At 42.3% G+C, this 18715-nt stretch carries 11 protein-coding genes; 5 read left to right on the plus strand and 6 right to left on the minus strand.

Annotated elements, in window-relative coordinates:
* Positions 1-229 precede the first annotated feature (229 nt).
* From A3M5_RS0115450 to A3M5_RS23850, 3 genes are all read left to right on the plus strand, one after another.
* Positions 230-892, plus strand: coding sequence for a hypothetical protein (locus A3M5_RS0115450; protein WP_018394685.1), 663 nt, complete (start codon positions 230-232; stop codon positions 890-892).
* 18 nt (positions 893-910) lie between these two features.
* Entirely contained in the window at positions 911-2170 is a 1260-nt protein-coding gene (locus tag A3M5_RS0115455) for an efflux RND transporter periplasmic adaptor subunit (RefSeq protein WP_018394686.1), read from the plus strand.
* A gap of 116 nt (positions 2171-2286) precedes the next feature.
* Complete coding sequence (locus A3M5_RS23850) at positions 2287-3912, plus strand: M14 family metallopeptidase (protein WP_018394687.1); 1626 nt, start codon at positions 2287-2289, stop codon at positions 3910-3912.
* 114 nt (positions 3913-4026) lie between these two features.
* On the opposite strand, the gene A3M5_RS0115465 is transcribed toward A3M5_RS23850, so the two are convergent.
* The 3 genes from A3M5_RS0115465 to serC all read right to left on the minus strand — a co-directional run bounded on the left by A3M5_RS0115465 (position 4027) and on the right by serC (position 9864).
* Positions 4027-7434: a S8 family peptidase gene (locus tag A3M5_RS0115465; protein ID WP_018394688.1), complete on the minus strand. Its 3408-nt coding sequence runs from the start codon at positions 7432-7434 to the stop codon at positions 4027-4029.
* A gap of 149 nt (positions 7435-7583) precedes the next feature.
* Positions 7584-8744 (minus strand): phosphoglycerate dehydrogenase, encoded by a 1161-nt coding sequence (locus tag A3M5_RS0115470; protein WP_051080877.1) that lies wholly within the window; start codon positions 8742-8744, stop codon positions 7584-7586.
* A gap of 22 nt (positions 8745-8766) precedes the next feature.
* A complete protein-coding gene (gene serC, locus A3M5_RS0115475; RefSeq protein ID WP_018394690.1) occupies positions 8767-9864 on the minus strand; it encodes a 3-phosphoserine/phosphohydroxythreonine transaminase in 1098 nt (365 codons plus the stop codon).
* A gap of 363 nt (positions 9865-10227) precedes the next feature.
* On the opposite strand from serC, the gene uraA reads away from it, so the two are divergent.
* Positions 10228-11517 (plus strand): uracil permease, encoded by a 1290-nt coding sequence (gene uraA / locus A3M5_RS0115480; protein ID WP_051080878.1) that lies wholly within the window; start codon positions 10228-10230, stop codon positions 11515-11517.
* Positions 11518-11564: 47 nt separating this feature from the next.
* Here the strand turns inward: uraA and A3M5_RS0115485 are convergent, their stop codons facing one another.
* Positions 11565-12443 (minus strand): CvfB family protein, encoded by an 879-nt coding sequence (locus A3M5_RS0115485; RefSeq protein ID WP_018394692.1) that lies wholly within the window; start codon positions 12441-12443, stop codon positions 11565-11567.
* Positions 12444-12570: 127 nt separating this feature from the next.
* Between A3M5_RS0115485 and yxzF the strand changes: the two genes are divergently transcribed.
* Positions 12571-12699, plus strand: coding sequence for a small protein YxzF (yxzF, locus tag A3M5_RS26480; RefSeq protein WP_269765903.1), 129 nt, complete (start codon positions 12571-12573; stop codon positions 12697-12699).
* Positions 12700-12938: 239 nt separating this feature from the next.
* Here the strand turns inward: yxzF and A3M5_RS23130 are convergent, their stop codons facing one another.
* Positions 12939-17435, minus strand: coding sequence for a lamin tail domain-containing metallophosphoesterase family protein (locus A3M5_RS23130; RefSeq protein WP_018394694.1), 4497 nt, complete (start codon positions 17433-17435; stop codon positions 12939-12941).
* A gap of 227 nt (positions 17436-17662) precedes the next feature.
* Positions 17663-18703, minus strand: a complete 1041-nt coding sequence (locus tag A3M5_RS0115505; RefSeq protein WP_018394696.1) for a ribonucleotide-diphosphate reductase subunit beta — start codon at positions 18701-18703, stop codon at positions 17663-17665.
* Positions 18704-18715: the final 12 nt, after the last annotated feature.

Raw genomic sequence — 18715 nt, forward strand, 5'->3', positions numbered from 1 at the left:
TACATTACCCCCTAATAGTTGTAACACTGGATCGATTGTAGCATTCTACTATTTCAAGACTATTACACTAGGATGTTCGTTTTGTTACATTAATATTTCAATTGATTAATAATTCGGATAATTTAAAATGTACCAGTTATCATGATTTATATTGGTTCATGTGTTCATAGTTGTATATAATATAGAATGATATTTGTTTTGTTTATTCTATTTGATGGGAGATTTTAAGATGGCTTACCGGCTTCAGCTTTTTAAAGGGCTGTTTCGCTCTACTGATCAACTTTATCAGCTATCTCAAGCCGAGAAAATTCGCGGTTTATGGACAAAATTTTCACTGTTACTTTTAGGCAGTGTTCTCTTATCGCTGCTTGCCGGTTATCTCGGCATACAAGGTGAGAGTGTCTCCACTTATATGGCCGAATCCGATACGTCTACATATGAATGGCTAAAAGTGCTTTTTGCAGCGGGCTCAGGTTTATGGGGGCTGTTATTTCCATTGTTTTTCATTTTCATTCCGGCGTTGTTATTCTGGACATTTCTTGAAATTGACTTTAAAAAATTAGTCGGCTTGCAATGTATCGTCTTAACCATTTATTTAATTGAATATGCGCTTTTAATTGCGTGGAACGTGTTTTTCTCGATCCCACGTGATTCCTCTCCTTTCTCACTTGGTGTTGTCGCCCAGTATGCAACGGAGAATGTCATTGCCATCCGCTTCTTCAGCTTTATTACGATTTTCCAAGTATGGATTCTCGTAATCCAGTATCGCTTTCTTCGTACCTCTGAAGCGAAAGGAGCCCCCTTCGTTTTTCTCATGGTCTTCTTAATGGGGCTCGTATTCTGGATTTTATCGACATTATTCACATCCATTCATGTCGAGAATTTGTTTTAATGGAAAGAGGTGAACGCATTGAAAAAAATAAGAAAACAAGTATGGCTCGCAGCGAGTGCTGTCGTTATTGCAGGAAACTTATACTTAACATTTAAAGAAGGCAGCAAAGCAGACCGTACAGAATGGCTCCATGAGTGGGACCGGGCATCAACAGGTGATGTTGTCCAATCATTTTCAACAGAAGGCGTTGTCGTACCGTCCGATGAATATCCAATCTACTTTGATGAAAGTATTGGTTCACTCAAACAAGTGCTCGTAAAAGAAGGCGATGCCATTCAACCGGGTACTTCATTGTTTGAATATTCATCAACAGACATCGATGAAGAAATCGACCGTTTAACGGCAGAAAAAGAACAGACGCAGCAGCAAATTTCACTCATCGACAATCAATTAAGCCAACTGCGCGTGTTATTGTCACAAGCCGAGAGGAAAGAAAGCAACAGGCAGACTTCAACGAATACAAATAGTACAATCGATCGCGATAGCAACACGACCATAATCAGCTCGGGTGACGCTAGCACAACGATTGAAAATGAAATTCTGCAGCAGGAAACAGAGAAACAAAAGCTGCGGGAAGAAACAAAGAAATATGACAAATTAATCTCCTCGCAAGAAGCAAAGAAAAGTAATTTGATTGTCAAAAGTACAAATGAAGGCTATGTAAAAAAAGTGGATTCGAGCTTGAACAATCCGCTTCTGATCATTAACTCTTCTGTTCCGGCTGTAGAAGGTGTATTTGATGAAAAGCAAGTACAAAAAGCAGCAACGAGTCAGCGCGTTGAGGTAACTGTTGATACAACAGCCGAACAATTTGATGGATCGCTTGCCATCGTCAGTCAATACCCTGAAGAAGAACCATCTGTAAAACGACAAAGTTTATATCCGTTTTCAGCACAGCTAAGCGGTATTGAATCTTCTGACCTGTATCCTGGTTTGAAAGCTAATGTGAATGTTGTCACAGCAGAAGCACTTGAAGCGGTCACGATTCCTGGCACATCCATTTTAAAAAGCAATCAAAAAACATATGCGGTCATCATGAACACACAAGGGAAACTAGAACGCCGTCTCATTGAAACAGACTTAACCGTAGATGGTGTTTTTCAAGTCACCGACGGCGTTGAATCAGGCGAAGCAATCGTCATTAATCCACATGAATTAGTAATGAAACGCGGACCGTTTATTACTCCGATTAATGCGGATCATGTAAAAAAGAAGACGTTTAATGATTTAACCCGTACAGATAAAATGAAATATATATTAATAGGCGTTTTATCATAATCCATACGCATTCTGCTTTCATTACTAGCAGAACGCGTATTTTTTTTACATGTTTTCCCCTTCTTATCTATCATTCTGTTAAAATGGTAACAAATAACATACCATTGGAGGAAAACATGAAAAAGTGGACTTTTTTGCTACTGAGCGCTGTTTTAATCACTGTTTCTGTACTCCCACTTATGCCCCGTGCTGCTTCTTACATGCTGACAATTGCTGACACGAACATTTATACGCCACCATCTGGTGGACAAGATGCCATATTAACGCCCATCCCAGCTAACACGAATGTCCGTGTTGTCAGTATAGAAGAAAAGCGGATTCGGATTACTTGGCAAGGCGTGAATGGATTTATCGCCCGTGAATTTTTATCTGGGGGTGACGTTTCTGTCGTGCGTCCCGAAACACCTGCCTCTGGTGACTATTTTCAGTTAGCGGTTGACGCCGAATTATTTAAAAAGCAAAACGGAGAATTGGTGAAAATAGGTCGTCTTTTAACAGGTGAGGTATGGGAAAAGAACAGCACTGAAAATGGCTACGTTGCATTTACGTTTGGCAACACGACCGGCTATGTAAAAGAAACAGACGTTATATTTTTAAATGAGGCGGTACTTGCCGGAGGTGTCCAGCCAGGCGGAACGTATAAAAACCGTGCGATGACACGAAAAACGACGGATTTACTTTATTCGAAAAACGGGATATTAACATCGATGGCCCGCCTCCAATCAGGTGTCCTATTTGAAACGCTTGCTACCTACCGAGATTATTACATTATCGATATTGGCGGCCGCACCGCTTATGTACGTAAATCGGATGTTACGTTGTATACAGGCAACTACGTGAATCCATTTAAGACGATCACGTATAGTCAGATGGAGAAAGATTTAAAAGAGCTCGTACTATGGCACCCTGACATCGCATCACTGGAGACGATCGGCAAGTCGGTAGACGGCCGTGATTTGTACGCATTAAAACTTGGTACAGGAAAAGAAGAAGTAATGGTGAATGCTTCTCATCATGCACGTGAACATATTACAACGAATGTCATCATGGAGATGGCTGACCAATACGCGTATCTGTTTAAAACAAACGGAGAAATGAATGGCTATTCTGTTCAGAATATCTTAAAAAAATCGTCCATTTATTTCGTACCGATGGTAAATCCGGACGGCGTCTCACTCGTTCAGCTCGGTGCAGGCAGTGCGATAAACAAAGCATCCGTTGTGAAAATAAATGGCGGTAAAACAAATTTTTCCGCATGGAAAGCCAATGTACGCGGCGTTGATTTGAATCGTCAATATCCAGCGGCATGGTCGACGATTTGCTGTGATCCGGGCAAACCATCGTCACAAAATTATAAAGGACCGAAAGCATTAAGTGAGCCCGAAGCAAAAGCAATGTATGACTTTACACTTGCTCATTCTTTCAAAGCAAGCGCAGCGTATCACAGCTCGGGTCAAATTATTTACTGGCACTTTCACCAGTCCGGGGCTCAGAAAACACGAGATTATGCGATCGCAAAAAAAGTGAGCAGTAAAACCGGCTACAGCCTCGTCGCACCACAGTCGAATCCGAGTGGCGGCGGCTACACCGATTGGTTTATCCAGTCTGAGCAAAAGCCTGGGTTAACAATTGAAGTCTCACCTTACGTTGGCAATCAACCTGTCCCACTCGTCTACTTCTCTTCTATCTGGAAACAAAACAACTCGATCGGACTGCTACTCGCCAACAAAAATATTAAGTAATAGATAGAATGAAACGAACTGCAGCAGCAGTTCGTTTTTTAGATTCGCGCACAATTCCATCACGCTCACAACAACAAAAAAGCCGCCGATCAACGTGTGATCAGCGGCTGCTTTTTATTTTTTCACAATTAATTCATATGGTGCAGTAGAAGCTGTACCGTTTGCTTCGCTCAGTTCGATAAAATACTTCCCTTTCCCGAGCTTCAGTGTACCGATTTCTTCGTCGTTCTGGCCGTAGCGGTCAAACGTGGCGACGAGTTTTCCTTTCTCATCATACACTTCCACAATACCATCCAAGTTTTGTCCGGCTGTGAAGGAAAGCGAGATCGTTCCTTCTTTCGTTATGTTCAGCAAGAAATGGTCTGTGTCGCCGAATGGAACGCCCGCGTTAAAGTAACCATGCGCCCCAAATTGGCCATTCACTGTTTTCAGCGCAAGCGGCTTCGTCGGTACATGATTGACGACTTTCGCATCGCCGTCTGCAAACTGATTATATGTCGCGCCGACTTTTATTTCATACGGTTGCAGGCTTGGGCCCGTTGCCAGGAATGAATTAACTTCTATAAAATATCCCGTCTCTTCTTTCGCCGCAAATGACGTATTCACTTCCGGTTCAATAATAAATGATAACAGATCAGGACCAAATGTAGCAGCCCGTTCCATTTCATCTGGATCCATCACCTTATCCCCATTCGTATCTTCCACAATTGCGCCGCTGAAAATGTGTTCCTGACGCAGTTCATATGGAATACCTGCTTTTTGAGCAGTTGTAAGCGCAGATGATAGAATATCAAGCGTATAAATACGTGCTTTTCCGTCATTCCTGAAATAGTAATAATCGGTATCACCAGCTTGTATGAAGTAGTTTTCATACGATTTTCCAGCCGTAATATCAAGCCCTTCTTCCGGTACGTTTTGATCGTTATCCATTTCTGCCGGTACGTTTGCGACTTTCTTTGAATTAAGCGTATATGGATCTGCTGAAATATTATATAAATTATTCGTCAATTGTACAACGTATGTCGTTCCTTTTTTCAAGGCAATATTTAGTTTCGATGAACTATCCATTCCACCAAGTAAGCTCATCAGTAAGTCCATTTCGCCGCCGCTGCCGTACACAGGCACAAGTGACTCTGTCTCTTCGTCATATTCCATGAACGTCATCGATGCAAGCTGGCTGTTGCCTTCATTGATCGAAAATTGGTAAATGCCGTCCTCTGAAGGCGTTAAACGGTAATAATCTTCATCATACTCCATCTGAAAATAGCCTTTTTTATCCTGACCGATTGTATAAGGTATAGCTTTTTCCATAATGACTGTATCATAATTGTCTTCTTCGCCTTCTTCTTCGTTAATCAATGAATCTTCTTTCATTTCACCATATTCACTTGGCGAAATCTCTTTATTTAATAGCTCATCTTCAAGTGTGGCTTCTATCGGCAATCCATCTTCGTCTGCCGGTATTTCACGTTCTTCCACTTTCATCGTATACGGATAAGCAGATGAACTATACGAACCTTCACTCACCTCATCAATATCCATCGATAGTAAATCAAGTATTGATCCTCCAAGTAAATCATTACCAAATGTAGCATTCGTCACATTAATATGGTAATTGACTCCAGGTATAGCCTGGAATGACAATGTCTCACCTTCATTAGTGGCGCCGTTGTTCGCGTATGCAACATCGTAATAGCCTGTCTCACCTTCACTTTCTTCAGCTATGGAAGCCGAGACCGCAAAATCAACACCTGGCAGTCCTGAAATCGAGACAGACAACAATTTTGGCTCATCAACAGACAGCGTAAAATAATCTGTATCCGGTGCTTCTTCTTCATTGGTATACAGCGTAAAATCATTTTTCACAAATGGAAGTGACGTAATCGCAATTGGATTTTCTTCTGATGTCTCGTCCGGTGTAATTGGCTCTACTTTTTCCGCCGTCAATGTGAACGATGACTTACCTGATGCACTGTAATTGCCGTTTGAATCTTTTACACCTATTAACAATGTACCTGATTCTACTGCCGTAAATAAGTTACCTTCCTGTTTACCTGCGCGCGTTGCATTTACATCACGTACATATTCCGGCTCCCCATCTTCCGGCACAAAATACAATTCCATCGCATAATCGTAGCTGTCACTTCCGTTCAGCACCGTCTGGACATGCTCGCCTTCTGCCAGATCCGCTTTATACCAATGCATTGTACCGGGTGATGTAAACGCACCTGTAAATGTCTGTTTACTCGATGTCACTTCTTTCGCTGTTTGAAGCAATTCTTCTCCCGATTCATTAGGACGATCTGGCAGTTGCCTTATATCAAATTTCAACGCATTGAGCGGATTAATTAACCCGTTACCGTACGTTAAATCATAACCTTTTTCGCCAAGATCAGTCGCCGTCTGTTCTAAAATATATTCAATCTCAAAAGCCGTTAAATCGGGGTATTTCGATTTTAATAAACCGGCTGCTGCGGCTACAACTGGTGAAGCCATTGACGTACCCGTCAACCGGGCAAATTTAGACCCTGATTCTGAGCCATAAGCTGTGCTGTAAATATTTTCACCTGGTGCCACCACATCAACCGATGCGCCATAGTTGGAACTGTCAGACAGCTTTTTGCCTCCATCAACATTGCCGACGCTGATCACGCCAGGATATGCTGCCGGATACGCGTATTCATCTGTTGATTCATTCCCCGCTGCTGCAACGACAACGGCACCCGAATCAATCGCATATTGAACCGCTTCCTCGATGAGCGGTGATGGCATAAAGCCGCCAAGACTTAAATTAATGACGTCGGCTCCTTTATCAACGGAGTAGACGATGCCCTCTGCAATCGTGTAATCATATGCACCCATACTGCCATTGAAGACATCAACTGGCAAGATTTTTGCATTTGGGAATACACCATAGCCTCCGATCCCGTTATCTTTTACAGACGCAATAATGCCGGCAACGTGCGTCCCATGCAAATCACGAACCGGGTTTCGAGCTGGCTCGGCCGCATTGTATGGCGCAAGTAAATTTGCTTTTAAATCAGGGTGCTTATAATCAACGCCACCATCCACAACGGCTATCGTTACATCATTTTTACCGGCGTATAGAAGTGCCTTGTCCATATTTAAAAGTGCTAGGTGATTCATTTTGCTTTTTTTCGGATCCGGTGTAGCAGCCAATCGTTTATATTGCACACTAGGCGTAATCGCGACAATTTCGGAACGCGTTTTATAAACGCTGAGTACGTCACTTAATTTCTTTGATTTCGGAATTTGAACGACATCATACCCAAGGGAAGGCAGACGTTTGATAATTGCGACACCTGCTTTTTTATGTACACTTTTTGGCAGCGCTTTTGAATATTTAATGACAAGTGTCCGCGAATCGGTCATTTTCTGATCTTGCTGTGCCGCTTTATACTGCGCCTCTTTTTGTTCAGCCGGTGTTTCAGCAAATGCGGCCCCCGGTATGACGAGCGCGGCACTGACGGCTGCTGCCATCATCTTTTTCCAATTGTTCACGATGACTCCCCCATTCTCTTAGTCTTCTTTCTATCATACCTCTAAACACGAAAATTAGTTTCACTTTTTTTCAACATTTTCAATATTTTTCTTCTTATTTTACGCATAAAAAAACAGCCCTGAAAATGAATTCAGGACCGTTCGTTTTATTAAATAATACGGGCTAAAATAACATCTGGAATACTTAATAATTTTTCCGTTAAACTCGGGATCACTTCACCGTTTACTTGATTATCGATATCAATCAATGTATACGCGTAATTACCTTTACTACGGTTGACCATGTCCGCAATGTTCAAGCTGTACTCAGACAATGCACCTGTAATTTGACCAACCATATTCGGCACGTTTTTGTGTGCAACGGATACACGGCGGTTTCCTGTGAACGGAATTTCAATGTTACCGAAGTTGACTGAGTTTTTAATGTTGCCGGTTTCTAGATAATCTTTCATCTGAAGGGCAGCCATCAACGCACAGTTTTCTTCTGATTCAGCTGTTGATGCACCAAGATGCGGTGTCGGAATTACATTCTTCATGCCCAATACATTTTCATTCGGGAAGTCTGTAATGTATTTGCCCACTTTTCCGCTTTCAAGCGCTGCACGCAAATCTTCCTCATTGACGAGTTCGCCGCGTGAGAAATTCAAAATACATGCGCCATTTTTCATTGTTTTACATGCTTCTTTATTGAACATTCCGCGTGTATCGTCTGTAAGCGGCACGTGAACAGTAATGTAATCACTCGCTGCAAATAGCTGCTCAATCGTTAAAGCACGCTGTACTTTGCGTGATAAGTTCCATGCTGTATCAACAGAAATGAACGGATCAAACCCAATCACATCCATATCAAGGTCAAGTGCATTGTTCGCAACGAGTGCACCGATATGACCGAGACCGATAACACCAAGTGTTTTTCCTTTCACTTCGCGGCCGACGAATTGCTTTTTGCCTGCTTCCACAAGTTTCGGGATCTCATCGCCTTGTCCTTTTAATTCTCTCGTCCAGTTTACACCGTCAAATAAATTACGGGAAACAGCCATGATCGTTGTCAAAATTAATTCTTTCACGGCATTTGCATTCGCACCTGGCGTATTGAACACGACGATGCCTCGCTCTGTATATTCTTGAACCGGAATGTTGTTCACACCAGCACCGGCACGAGCAATTGCTTTTACATTGTGATCAAGCACTGTATCATGCAAGTTCGCACTGCGAAGCAAAATACCATCTGGGCTGTTCGTTTCATCGTTTACTTGAAAGTTGTTCGCATTTTCAAACACGTTTAGACCGACATCGGCAATATTATTCATTGTTTTAATCGTATACACGTTTTTACTTCCCTTCTTCTATTGAATGAGTCTGTTCGAATTCTTTCATAAATGCAACGAGCGCCTCTACACCTGCAACTGGAAGCGCATTGTACACACTTGCACGCATACCACCGACAGAACGGTGCCCTTTTAATGTTTCAAGACCGACCGCTTTTGCTTCTTTCACAAATAACGCATCGAGTTCATCGCTCGGAGATACGAATGGAATGTTCATGAGTGAACGGTCTTCTTTTTGTACAGGTGAACGAAAGAATGTAGATGTTTCTAAGTAATCGTATAAAAGAGCCGCTTTATCACGATTGATTTTTTCCATCGCTGCAATACCGCCGCGCTCTTCCAACCATTCAAAAACAAGCTTCGCCACATAAACACCAAATGTCGGCGGTGTGTTGTAAAGTGATCCGCTTTCTGAATGCGTTTTGTAATCAAGCATAACGGGAACGGATTCTCCTGCTTTACCGATTAAATCTTCACGAATAATGACGAGCGTTAAACCGGCAGGACCGATATTTTTTTGCGCACCCGCATAAATAAGAGCAAATTTCGACACATCAATTTCTTCTGACAAAATATTTGATGACATGTCTGCTACGAGTGGCACATTTCCTGTGTCTGGAATATTATTAAAAACTGTTCCTTCAATTGTGTTATTCGTCGTAATATGTACATAATCTGCTTCTGCGTCAATCATATCCGCTGTAATTTCTGGTATATAACTGAAATTTTTGTCTTTTGAAGAGGCAATGACGCGAACTTCCCCGTACTTTCGCGCTTCTTCAATCGCTTTTTCCGACCATGATCCTGTATTGACGTAATCTGCTTTTTTACTGCCTGCAAACAAATTCATTGGGATCATCGCGAACTGCTGGGACGCACCACCTTGAAGAAATAACACTTTGTAGTTATCCGGAATGTTCATCAACTTGCGAAGAACCGCTTCCGCAGTTTCAATGATATCTGTAAACCATTTTGAACGGTGGCTCAGTTCCATAACTGACATACCTGAACCTGCGTAATTTGTAAGTTCTGATTGCGCTTTTTCCAATACTTCAAGAGGCAGCATAGAAGGACCGGCTGAGAAATTATACACTCGTGTCATCGTTTTTCTCCTTTATTCGTGTTATTTTTAGGAATTTAAAAAATTTGTACTTTTTTGTACTTTATTGATATCCGAATTATAAAATAACATGGCGCACATATCAAGGGCAGTTCATCTATCTTTTCAATGAAACCATCGTTGTTTCCGCTTACATTGCCTGTTTCCAACGCTGTTTTTATTTACGAACATTTTGTTAATTTTTCATTTATTCATTCGCTTTTTAAATATAAGCCACTTTTTTTGACCAAAAATGCATTTTATTGTAGAAAGCAAGATGATGTCACACGACACTACTTCATTCTGTCTTTTTCCGCAATCGATAGTCAGATGATCACTTTTTGAAGTATAATGGCTACGTTTTATATGTTATTTATAGGAGGTATTTTTTTGCGTACTTATCAAATTGATGAACGGCCATCGATTCCGGCATTGATCCCGCTCAGTCTTCAGCATTTATTCGCGATGTTTGGGTCAACAGTTCTTGTACCGATTTTGTTCGGTGTGAATCCTGCGACAATTTTATTAATGAACGGAATCGGTACGCTCATTTACATTTTCCTTTGCAGGGGGCAAATTCCGGCGTACCTCGGTTCCAGCTTTGCTTTTTTATCACCGGTCTTTTTAGTCATGGCGAATGGAAGCTACAATCAGGCGCTCGGTGGTTTTATCATCGTCGGAGTCATCTTTATCGTTGTTGCTGGCATTATTAAAGTGGCCGGCAGCGACTGGATTGATGTCGTCTTTCCACCCGCTGCAATGGGCGCAATCGTAGCTGTTATTGGGCTTGAGCTCGTTCCGGTTGCGGCGGGAATGGCCGGTATCATCTCATCAGATGGCGCAGCAGACTGGTCACCAGACCGCAATACGATTATTGTCTCGATGCTGACGCTTGCGATTACGATTATCGGTAACGTTATGTTCCGCGGATTTTTGAAAATCATCCCTATCTTAATTGGGATTATCTCTGGTTATGTGATTGCAGCATTATTTGGCATGGTGGACTTGCAGCCAGTACGAGATGCCAAGTGGTTCGCTTTACCTGACTTTTACCAGCCTGAATTTGACTGGACGAGCATTGTCATCATTGCGCCCGCCGCACTCGTCGTCATCGCTGAACACATTGGACATCTTGTCGTCACACAAAACATTGTCGATCGTGATTTAATGAAAAAACCAGGTCTCGGTGTTTCTTTGTTCGGGAATGGTATTTCAACCGTGTTATCTGGTTTTGTCGGGTCAACACCGAATACGACATACGGCGAAAATATCGGCGTTCTAGCTTTGACGAAAGTGTATTCAACGTGGGTCATCGGCGGTGCAGCCGTGATGGCGGTTTTCTTATCGTTTTTCGGCAAACTAGCCGCACTCATTTCAACGATTCCAACGGCCGTGATGGGTGGCATTTCATTACTTCTTTTCGGCATTATCGCCGTTTCTGGTTTACGGATGCTCGTTGAATCAAAAGTCGATTATTCGAAAACAACAAATATGATTTTAACAACCATTGTGCTTGTGATCGGTTTGTCTGGTACAACATTTACTTGGGGATACTTGCAGCTAAAAGGTATGGCACTCGCTACAGTTATTGCCATTTTATTGAGCCTTTTCTTTGCGCTCATTCATAAATTAAAGCTGTCAAACGATCATGAATAAAACAAAAAGGTATCCGGAGTATCCGGATACCTTTTTGTTTTATTTGCTTACGATTCGATTGTCGGCTTCGTTCCCTCGTATGTCCAGCCATCTTCCTGATAGGCTTTGCCTTCTTTCATCAGCTTGCCAAGCGCACGTTTAAATGCTCCTTTGCTCATACCGAAACGCTTCTCAATTTCTTCCGGCAGACTTTTATCGGAGTACGGCATTTTTCCACTGCGGCTCATTAAGTATTCGTACACTTTCTCTGAATCGTCCAGTTGCCGTTCGTGACGGCGGCCGAGCAGTGATACGTTTATGGAACCGTCATCATGCACATCAATAATACGGCCTGCTACCGCCTGTCCAACGCGTGGCTCGTCTTCACGCTGTGTCGGATGTAGAAAGGCTCGGTGTTGTTCATCTGTTATAATCCACGAACCTGCTTTTCCTGTCCGATACACGATACCGGTAAAGTCTTTATTTAAGTCTGTTTTGTTTGCCCGTTTGGCGATATCCCAAATCGTTTCTTCTGTCGCCGGTTTCGCAAACAGCCGTCCATTTTTATCAAGCTTCAGTGTGCAATATAGTTTGTCGCCTTCGATCGGCCGCACTTCATATTTATATGGCAAATCGTCTTCTGACACGAGCGCGTCTTTTGAAATGCCGATTGAAACGAACACACCAAGGTTATTGACTTCCTCTCCAACGACTTCCGTCCACGCATACTCGCCGAGTGTCATCAGCGGTTTATCCATCGTTGCCGCCAGGCGCCCACTATGATCTTGATAAAGAAACACGTCAACCGGTTCGTCCGGATCAAATCCCTCTCTCACTTCACTATGATGCAAAAGAACGGCATTTTCCTCTTCGTCCATTAAAAACCAGCCGTACTCCTGTTCATTTTTCACTGTTAATGTAACCATTGTTCCCGCTTCAAGCGTCATACATGCACACCCTTCCTAGAAGTTCTCATTGTTCTTCATTATATCAGCTTTCCCGTGGTGATGTTTAACAATTCATCGTGTCGGGCACACTTGAAGTAACACTATAAACTGAAAGGTGAGAAACAGCATGGCACGTTCAACTGGATCATTGAAAAACCTTGTGAAAATGGGCGTTAAATATGGACCGATTATTTATCCGTTCATTAAAAATTATTTGAACAAACGAAAAGCAGCAAAAGCATATAGACCAAGATAAAAACAGACGAAGGCTCCGCCTAGGTCTGTTTTTATTATTTATTGCCCCATTTTCTTCATAAGCGCCTGCTTTCATCGTGACATCGAGTATATCGCTGTATACCAGGCCCGGTGAAAGAGACGCTTCTTTCTTATCCAGTACATTCATCTTGACAGTGACACTCTCTTGTCCTTCCTTCTGCAATTGCACGATTACTTCTTTGGGAAGCGTCCATTGTATGCTTCCCTCCTGTCCCGCCGTCACCGTTCATGCATTTTCTCCTTTTTAATCCTGTCTTCTGTCCCATCAATAGCAGGACCATTGTCAACAAGAGATGGCGTTTCACTTTTGCCATTCCCATTGCTAGCATTATTACTTTCGCCGATTCCTTGAGATCCGGTTTTAAAGGACCAGACGTCTGAACGTACCTCGCCTCCATAAGAATCCTTCACTTCTACATACCAGCCGTGCTGCGTGGACCGCTGAAGGTTTTTCCATTTTGCTTTCGCTGTACCTCCGTCTTTTATGTTCGCTTGTGAACCGATTTTTTCATCCGTGAACACTTCCACGTTAAACAGATCTGTCGCCACGACTTTTTCCTTCGGCGTTAAATCGGTTTCAATCGTAAACTCATCCTTGCCCGGATAATCCACGGGATTGTAATAATTGTATTGGTCCAAATACGGCGAATACGTCTGTATGTAAATTTTGTTTTCAATCGGATTTACTTTCATTAAACGAAGGAAACCCTGTCCTCCTTCAGGCCCGCCCTGGTAATCAGCAAGCATTTGATACACTTTTCGGTCCGGTGTGCCATCTTGATTATCATCAATTTCATCAACGAGCGTTTCACTGTCATGATAATGCCCTGACAAGACGGCTATGACATTTATGTTTTTCTTCACGACTTCATTGAATACTTTGTCGCCAATCGGGCTGCGGTTCCCAGAAACAAGCAAATATTCATGAAAGTTGAGAATCGCTTTGCGGTCCGGATGCTCGGCAAGCACTTTATTCAGCCAAGCAATGTCTTCATCGTTTATACCCCAGCCCATGTACAGCATGATAAAGTCATTTCCATTTGAACTAATTAAGTCGTAATGGCCGCGGTTGTTTTTATACGACTCTCCGTAATACTCTTTTCCCATAAAACGGTGTTCGCCAAAATATTTGCTGTATTCATTATAGTCACCTGTTTTATGCCCTACATCGTGGTTGCCCGCCAGTACGCCATAAGGGATCGATGCATTGTCAAGCGTCCGCATAAATGTATCCGCACGCTCCCATTGAACCGGCTGATCTGTTTCATCTACAAGATCGCCTGTATGGAATACGTACTTTAATTTCATCGCTTCTTTTTTTTCCGCTACCCATTTTGTCATTCGGTCAAAAATATGCGGATAGCTTTCTGAATAATACTGTGTGTCGGACATCCAGATAAAGGAGTAATCAAACTCGGTTGTTGAGGCAATTTCATCCTGTACCATTACCTGCACTTTTCCGTCCTTCACATAATCGGTGCCCTTCACGCTGCCGGAGAGGGTAAAGTTTTGACTGTCCTTTGCGATTTTCCATTCCTGCCTCTCCCACTTCGCTGTTATATAATTCCATACATACATCGACACTCTCCGGCCGATGAGTGATTTTCCTTCCCAATTCATTTTAATTTCATCATTTGCATCGACTTTTTGATCAATGGCTACTTCAAAGCGATGGTACGGAAATTTTTCCATTGAAGAGGTTTCAATATATTCTCCATCTGCTTTTGCCAGTTTCACTTTTTCCGTTACGGTTGTTTCATCTGCTGGCGAAATTTGTGCTGGCGGCTCACGGTCGGCACTGTTTTCATAAACATTGACTTCTGCATCAGCTGCCCCGTACTCAAAACCACGGTAAAAATCAACATTCAGGCTGTCTTTTGTCGGATCGGTTACCTTTACTTGAAGCTTTGCGTTATTCGGATTAACATTTTCCAATCCGTTCGCCGGTGACGTTAGTTTAGGTTCATACGGCTTTTCTTCTACAACCGTAAACGAAATGGATTTTCCCGCTTTATTTCCAGCACGGTCTACTGCTGTAAACTCGACGGTATGGGGGCCGGCAGCCATTTTAGCCGAAGAGGTTTCCAGCGGCAGTATTATTTCCTTTCCATCCAATGAAGCGGTGACGTTTTCAACATCATAATGAGCGTCTTTGACTTCTGCTTGAATTGTAAAGTCCCCTTTATATTCCTTTCCTTCTTCAACCGACGATGTAATGACCGGCGCACTGTTATCGACAATGACATCGGCCTCCGTATGAACAGCAGCATCCGCTTTAATCACATGCTTCCCTTCTGAAGTCTGCAGGGTATCCCACTTATACGCTTTCGCCGTAAATGATTGATCCGGCAATGTAAAGCTAAAATCGACCGCCGGCTTTGCACTGCCGCCGTCGCCAATGCTTATTTCCTGGGCAGCATTGCTGTACGTGGGATCATATAAAGTCGTTCCATCTTCAAGGACAAGGCGAACATTTTTTACGTAAAAATCGTCCCGGTTTTCCTCTGAATTTGTATCAAATGGTGATACTTTCGTGCCCGCACGAATCGAAATTTTTGTTTCTTCCCCCATTGAAAACTGATTGGTGTCTACCGGCACGGTCATCGTCTTATATTGATTGATCGTGTCATCGAAAATGTGCAATGTTTCGTCACCGATTGTGATGCCATTTTTAAAATACAAATTGACTTTCTTGACATCGAACGCAAAGTATACCTGCGCCGACAATGCTGGCTCCGTTTTACTTGTCACATCTTTATTGTCAATTGAAAGCTGCGAATCGGTTCCGAATGCTTTAATCGTTGCGGTTTTACTTAAAACCGAGCCATCCTCCACATTTAATCCAGTCTTTTCTATATTGTCATTTAAAATAGGGATGCCTGTTGGATCCGTTTCAATCACATTTGTTCCGTCAGAAACTTGAACATAATAGTCCAGATTCTTTTTGCCAAGCAAATCAGGTGAATACACCGTATGAAAAAACAAACCGGTTGCTTCATCTCTTGTTAAATCAACAGATGTATACTCAGTTCCCTCTCCTGTTTTGTATAAAAGACGGACAGTTTTGACTGACTGGTCGTCAGTAACATCAAACGTTAATGTGACATTTTGGCGTGCAGAAATAGGAGCTGTCTCGGTTAAGTCTTCTACGATTGGCCCCATCGAATCAAACACGCCTGATCTCTTCACAGACGGTACCTGTACGTATGCGACTGTTCCCGGTGTAGCATCTTCGGTTGCACTGCTGTATTTCTTCATTTCTTTTTCACCCGCCATGCGAGGGAAAGTGTAGAAAATTCCTTTGTTTGCATCTGTATCATCCACATTTGGTTCATCATAATAATATGCAGCCGAAATATCTTCCCCTGTATTCATTACAATGGCTACGCCACGGTGGCTGGAGTTCGCCATTCCGTCCGAATGTACTTTCACAATATTTACATTTTCCGTTAAACTGACGCCGTATGCTTTATTAAAGTCTTCGACCGTTTTATCTTGGTTGCCCGCATTGATAATCCAGTACACCATAGTTTCACCCGCCCGTAAAACAACATCTTCTTTATCAGATTTCCAGATTAAATCAGCTTCCGAACCTTCTGCAGGGTAGCGATAACGAATTTTATAATCCTTTAAATTCACATCTTCATTCGTGTTATTGTACACCTCAATAAACTCATATCCATCGAGGCTGTTTACATCTTCCGAATCCGGAACCAGCTCGGTTACAAGAAGGGACGGCACTTGCTGCGGATCATAATCCATTCCTTCCACCCTGACTGTATATTCTTTTGTTTTTGCCGTATTTTGACCGTCAAACGCTTCCACACGGTACTTGACTTCTTCGGATAAAAGTTCTTCCTTTCCGATCACAGCTTCAAATTGATCGCCTTCCCCTTTGGTCATCTCTTTCTTCAGCCATTTTTTGCTTTCTGTTCCTTTGTAATATACTTTCACATTGTCAATTTTTGTTTCATCCTTGACCGCAGCTCGAATCACAATATCGTTTCCTGAGGAGGTATTTTCAACCGGTGTATGGGTAATAATTGGGGCAACTGCGTCTTTCTCAACGGATTTAGAAGGAATCTGGCCTTTCATTACTTTTCCAGGGGTTGCTGGTTCTGCTGCGGTTAAAATAACCATCTTCTCGCCGTCATCACCTGGCTTGTATTGAATGCCTTTATTTTCGGATACATTGTCTTTGATATATGCAGCAGTTGAAAAAACATTATTGGATAAATCCGATACAGAAAGCGTGCGTTCAGCGGAGTTCTCTATTCCATCTGATTCGATATATGTAAATTGATTTTCCGTAAGAGATGTGCCGAATTCAGTATTAAATTCATTCAATGTCAAGGAAGAATTCGCAGCATTTTTTACCCAGACAACCATTGTTTTACCCGGTGCAATTTGCTTTTCTTCTTTAAATGTCCAATCCGTCGTACGCCCGTTCGGATATCCGTAAATTAATTTGTAGTTTTTCAACTTAATCGGCTGACTGCTGTTGTTGTAAAGCTCAATGAACTCAAAAGCATCAGTTGAAGTACCGGTCGCATTTTTGCTTTTCGGCAAAATTTCTGTAATCATAATAGACGAAGCGGTCATAGACTCTACTGATGCTGGTGTTTCTACTGTCAGAGCAGGTGAAGTGGGGGAAACGAGGGTAGAGACAAATAAACTGCTGGCTAAAATAAGTAAATAAAAAGGCTCCTTGCGCATAAATAAAAATTCCTCCTTTAAAATAGCATCTTTAGCCAGTGTAAGAATTAAATATCAAACCAACATGAATAATATGGAAAAAATTTATGAATAAAGAAAAAATAATTATTTTTACTCCGGCTAAATTCATCCTTATTCCAACGTCAAATTTAACGATTATATCGGGATATTATGCGCTGTTTACTCACAAAAAAAACGGCTTCCATAATGGAAACCGGTCAAAATTATTATAATTCGTCAAACCCATTATCCTGCACATTAACTTTTACGTACTGACGTGAGCGCTGTTCAAAGAAATCGGTTTTGCCAAGGTCTACATCTTCGTATGCTTTAATCCATTTTAATGGATTCTTCCGGTAGTCCGGGAATGGCTTTTCATATCCGAGCTGCTGACAGCGCACGTTCGCGTAAAAATAAATGTACGCCTCCACATCTTCTACATCGAGGCCATCAATCTTGTCCCCGATCACTTCGCGCGCCCATTCCACTTCAAGCGCCGCTGCTTCTCGGAAAATCGCCTCCACATCAGCTGCACGTTCCTCCGTATCAAGCTCGGGATATTCCGTCAGCAATTCACGATAAATTTTCACGAATAAATCAACATGAAGCTGCTCGTCGCGGTTAATGTAATTGATCATCGTACTCGTCGCTACCATTTTCTGGTGGCGTGCCAAATGATAAAAGAACGCAAAGCCTGAATAAAAGAATAATCCTTCCAAAATCACATCATACACAATCGACTCAAGCATATTTTCCACAGTCGGCTGTTCCACAAACGATTCGTATCCTTTCATGACAAAATCGTTGCGCTTCTCAAGCACAGGCTCACTTCTCCAGTAATCAAACACGCGATCTTGCTCCGATTTCGGTACCAAGCTCGACAAAACATACGAATAGCTATGATTATGAATCACTTCTTGCTGCGCCAAAATAATCATCAATGCCTGCAAGCTCGAATCTGTTAAATAATCCGCTACTTTCCCCGCATAATCCGTCTGAATACTATCAAGCAGTGCAAGCAGTCCAATCGTTTTCAAAAATGCTTCCCGCTCACAATCTGTCAAACCCGGAAACTGCTTCACATCCGTCCCCATGTTAATCTCAAACGGAGTCCAGAAATTTCCGAGCATCCGCTTATATTTTGGATACGCCCAGTCAAATTTCACATCATCCCAGTTCAACACATTTGACGACCGGCCATTCACAATCGCTGTCGAACGGTTCGGTGCGTCTTTATCCATTAATTTACGCTTTTCAATCATCGTCATGATAAAATCCTC

It is taken from the genome of Bacillus sp. 37MA, assembly GCF_000372765.1.
Taxonomy (GTDB): Bacteria; Bacillota; Bacilli; order Bacillales; family Domibacillaceae; genus Domibacillus; species Domibacillus aminovorans.

Coding starts and splice junctions, on each gene's coding strand:
- A3M5_RS0115450 (WP_018394685.1), top strand. CDS start 230: ATGGCTTACCGGCTTCAGCTTTTTAAAGGGCTGTTTCGCTCTACTGAT.
- A3M5_RS23850 (WP_018394687.1), top strand. CDS start 2,287: ATGAAAAAGTGGACTTTTTTGCTACTGAGCGCTGTTTTAATCACTGTT.
- A3M5_RS0115470 (WP_051080877.1), bottom strand. CDS start 8,744: ATGAATAATATTGCCGATGTCGGTCTAAACGTGTTTGAAAATGCGAAC.
- serC (WP_018394690.1), bottom strand. CDS start 9,864: ATGACACGAGTGTATAATTTCTCAGCCGGTCCTTCTATGCTGCCTCTT.
- uraA (WP_051080878.1), top strand. CDS start 10,228: ATGTTATTTATAGGAGGTATTTTTTTGCGTACTTATCAAATTGATGAA.
- A3M5_RS0115485 (WP_018394692.1), bottom strand. CDS start 12,443: ATGACGCTTGAAGCGGGAACAATGGTTACATTAACAGTGAAAAATGAA.
- yxzF (WP_269765903.1), top strand. CDS start 12,571: ATGGCACGTTCAACTGGATCATTGAAAAACCTTGTGAAAATGGGCGTT.
- A3M5_RS23130 (WP_018394694.1), bottom strand. CDS start 17,435: ATGCGCAAGGAGCCTTTTTATTTACTTATTTTAGCCAGCAGTTTATTT.
- A3M5_RS0115505 (WP_018394696.1), bottom strand. CDS start 18,703: ATGACGATGATTGAAAAGCGTAAATTAATGGATAAAGACGCACCGAAC.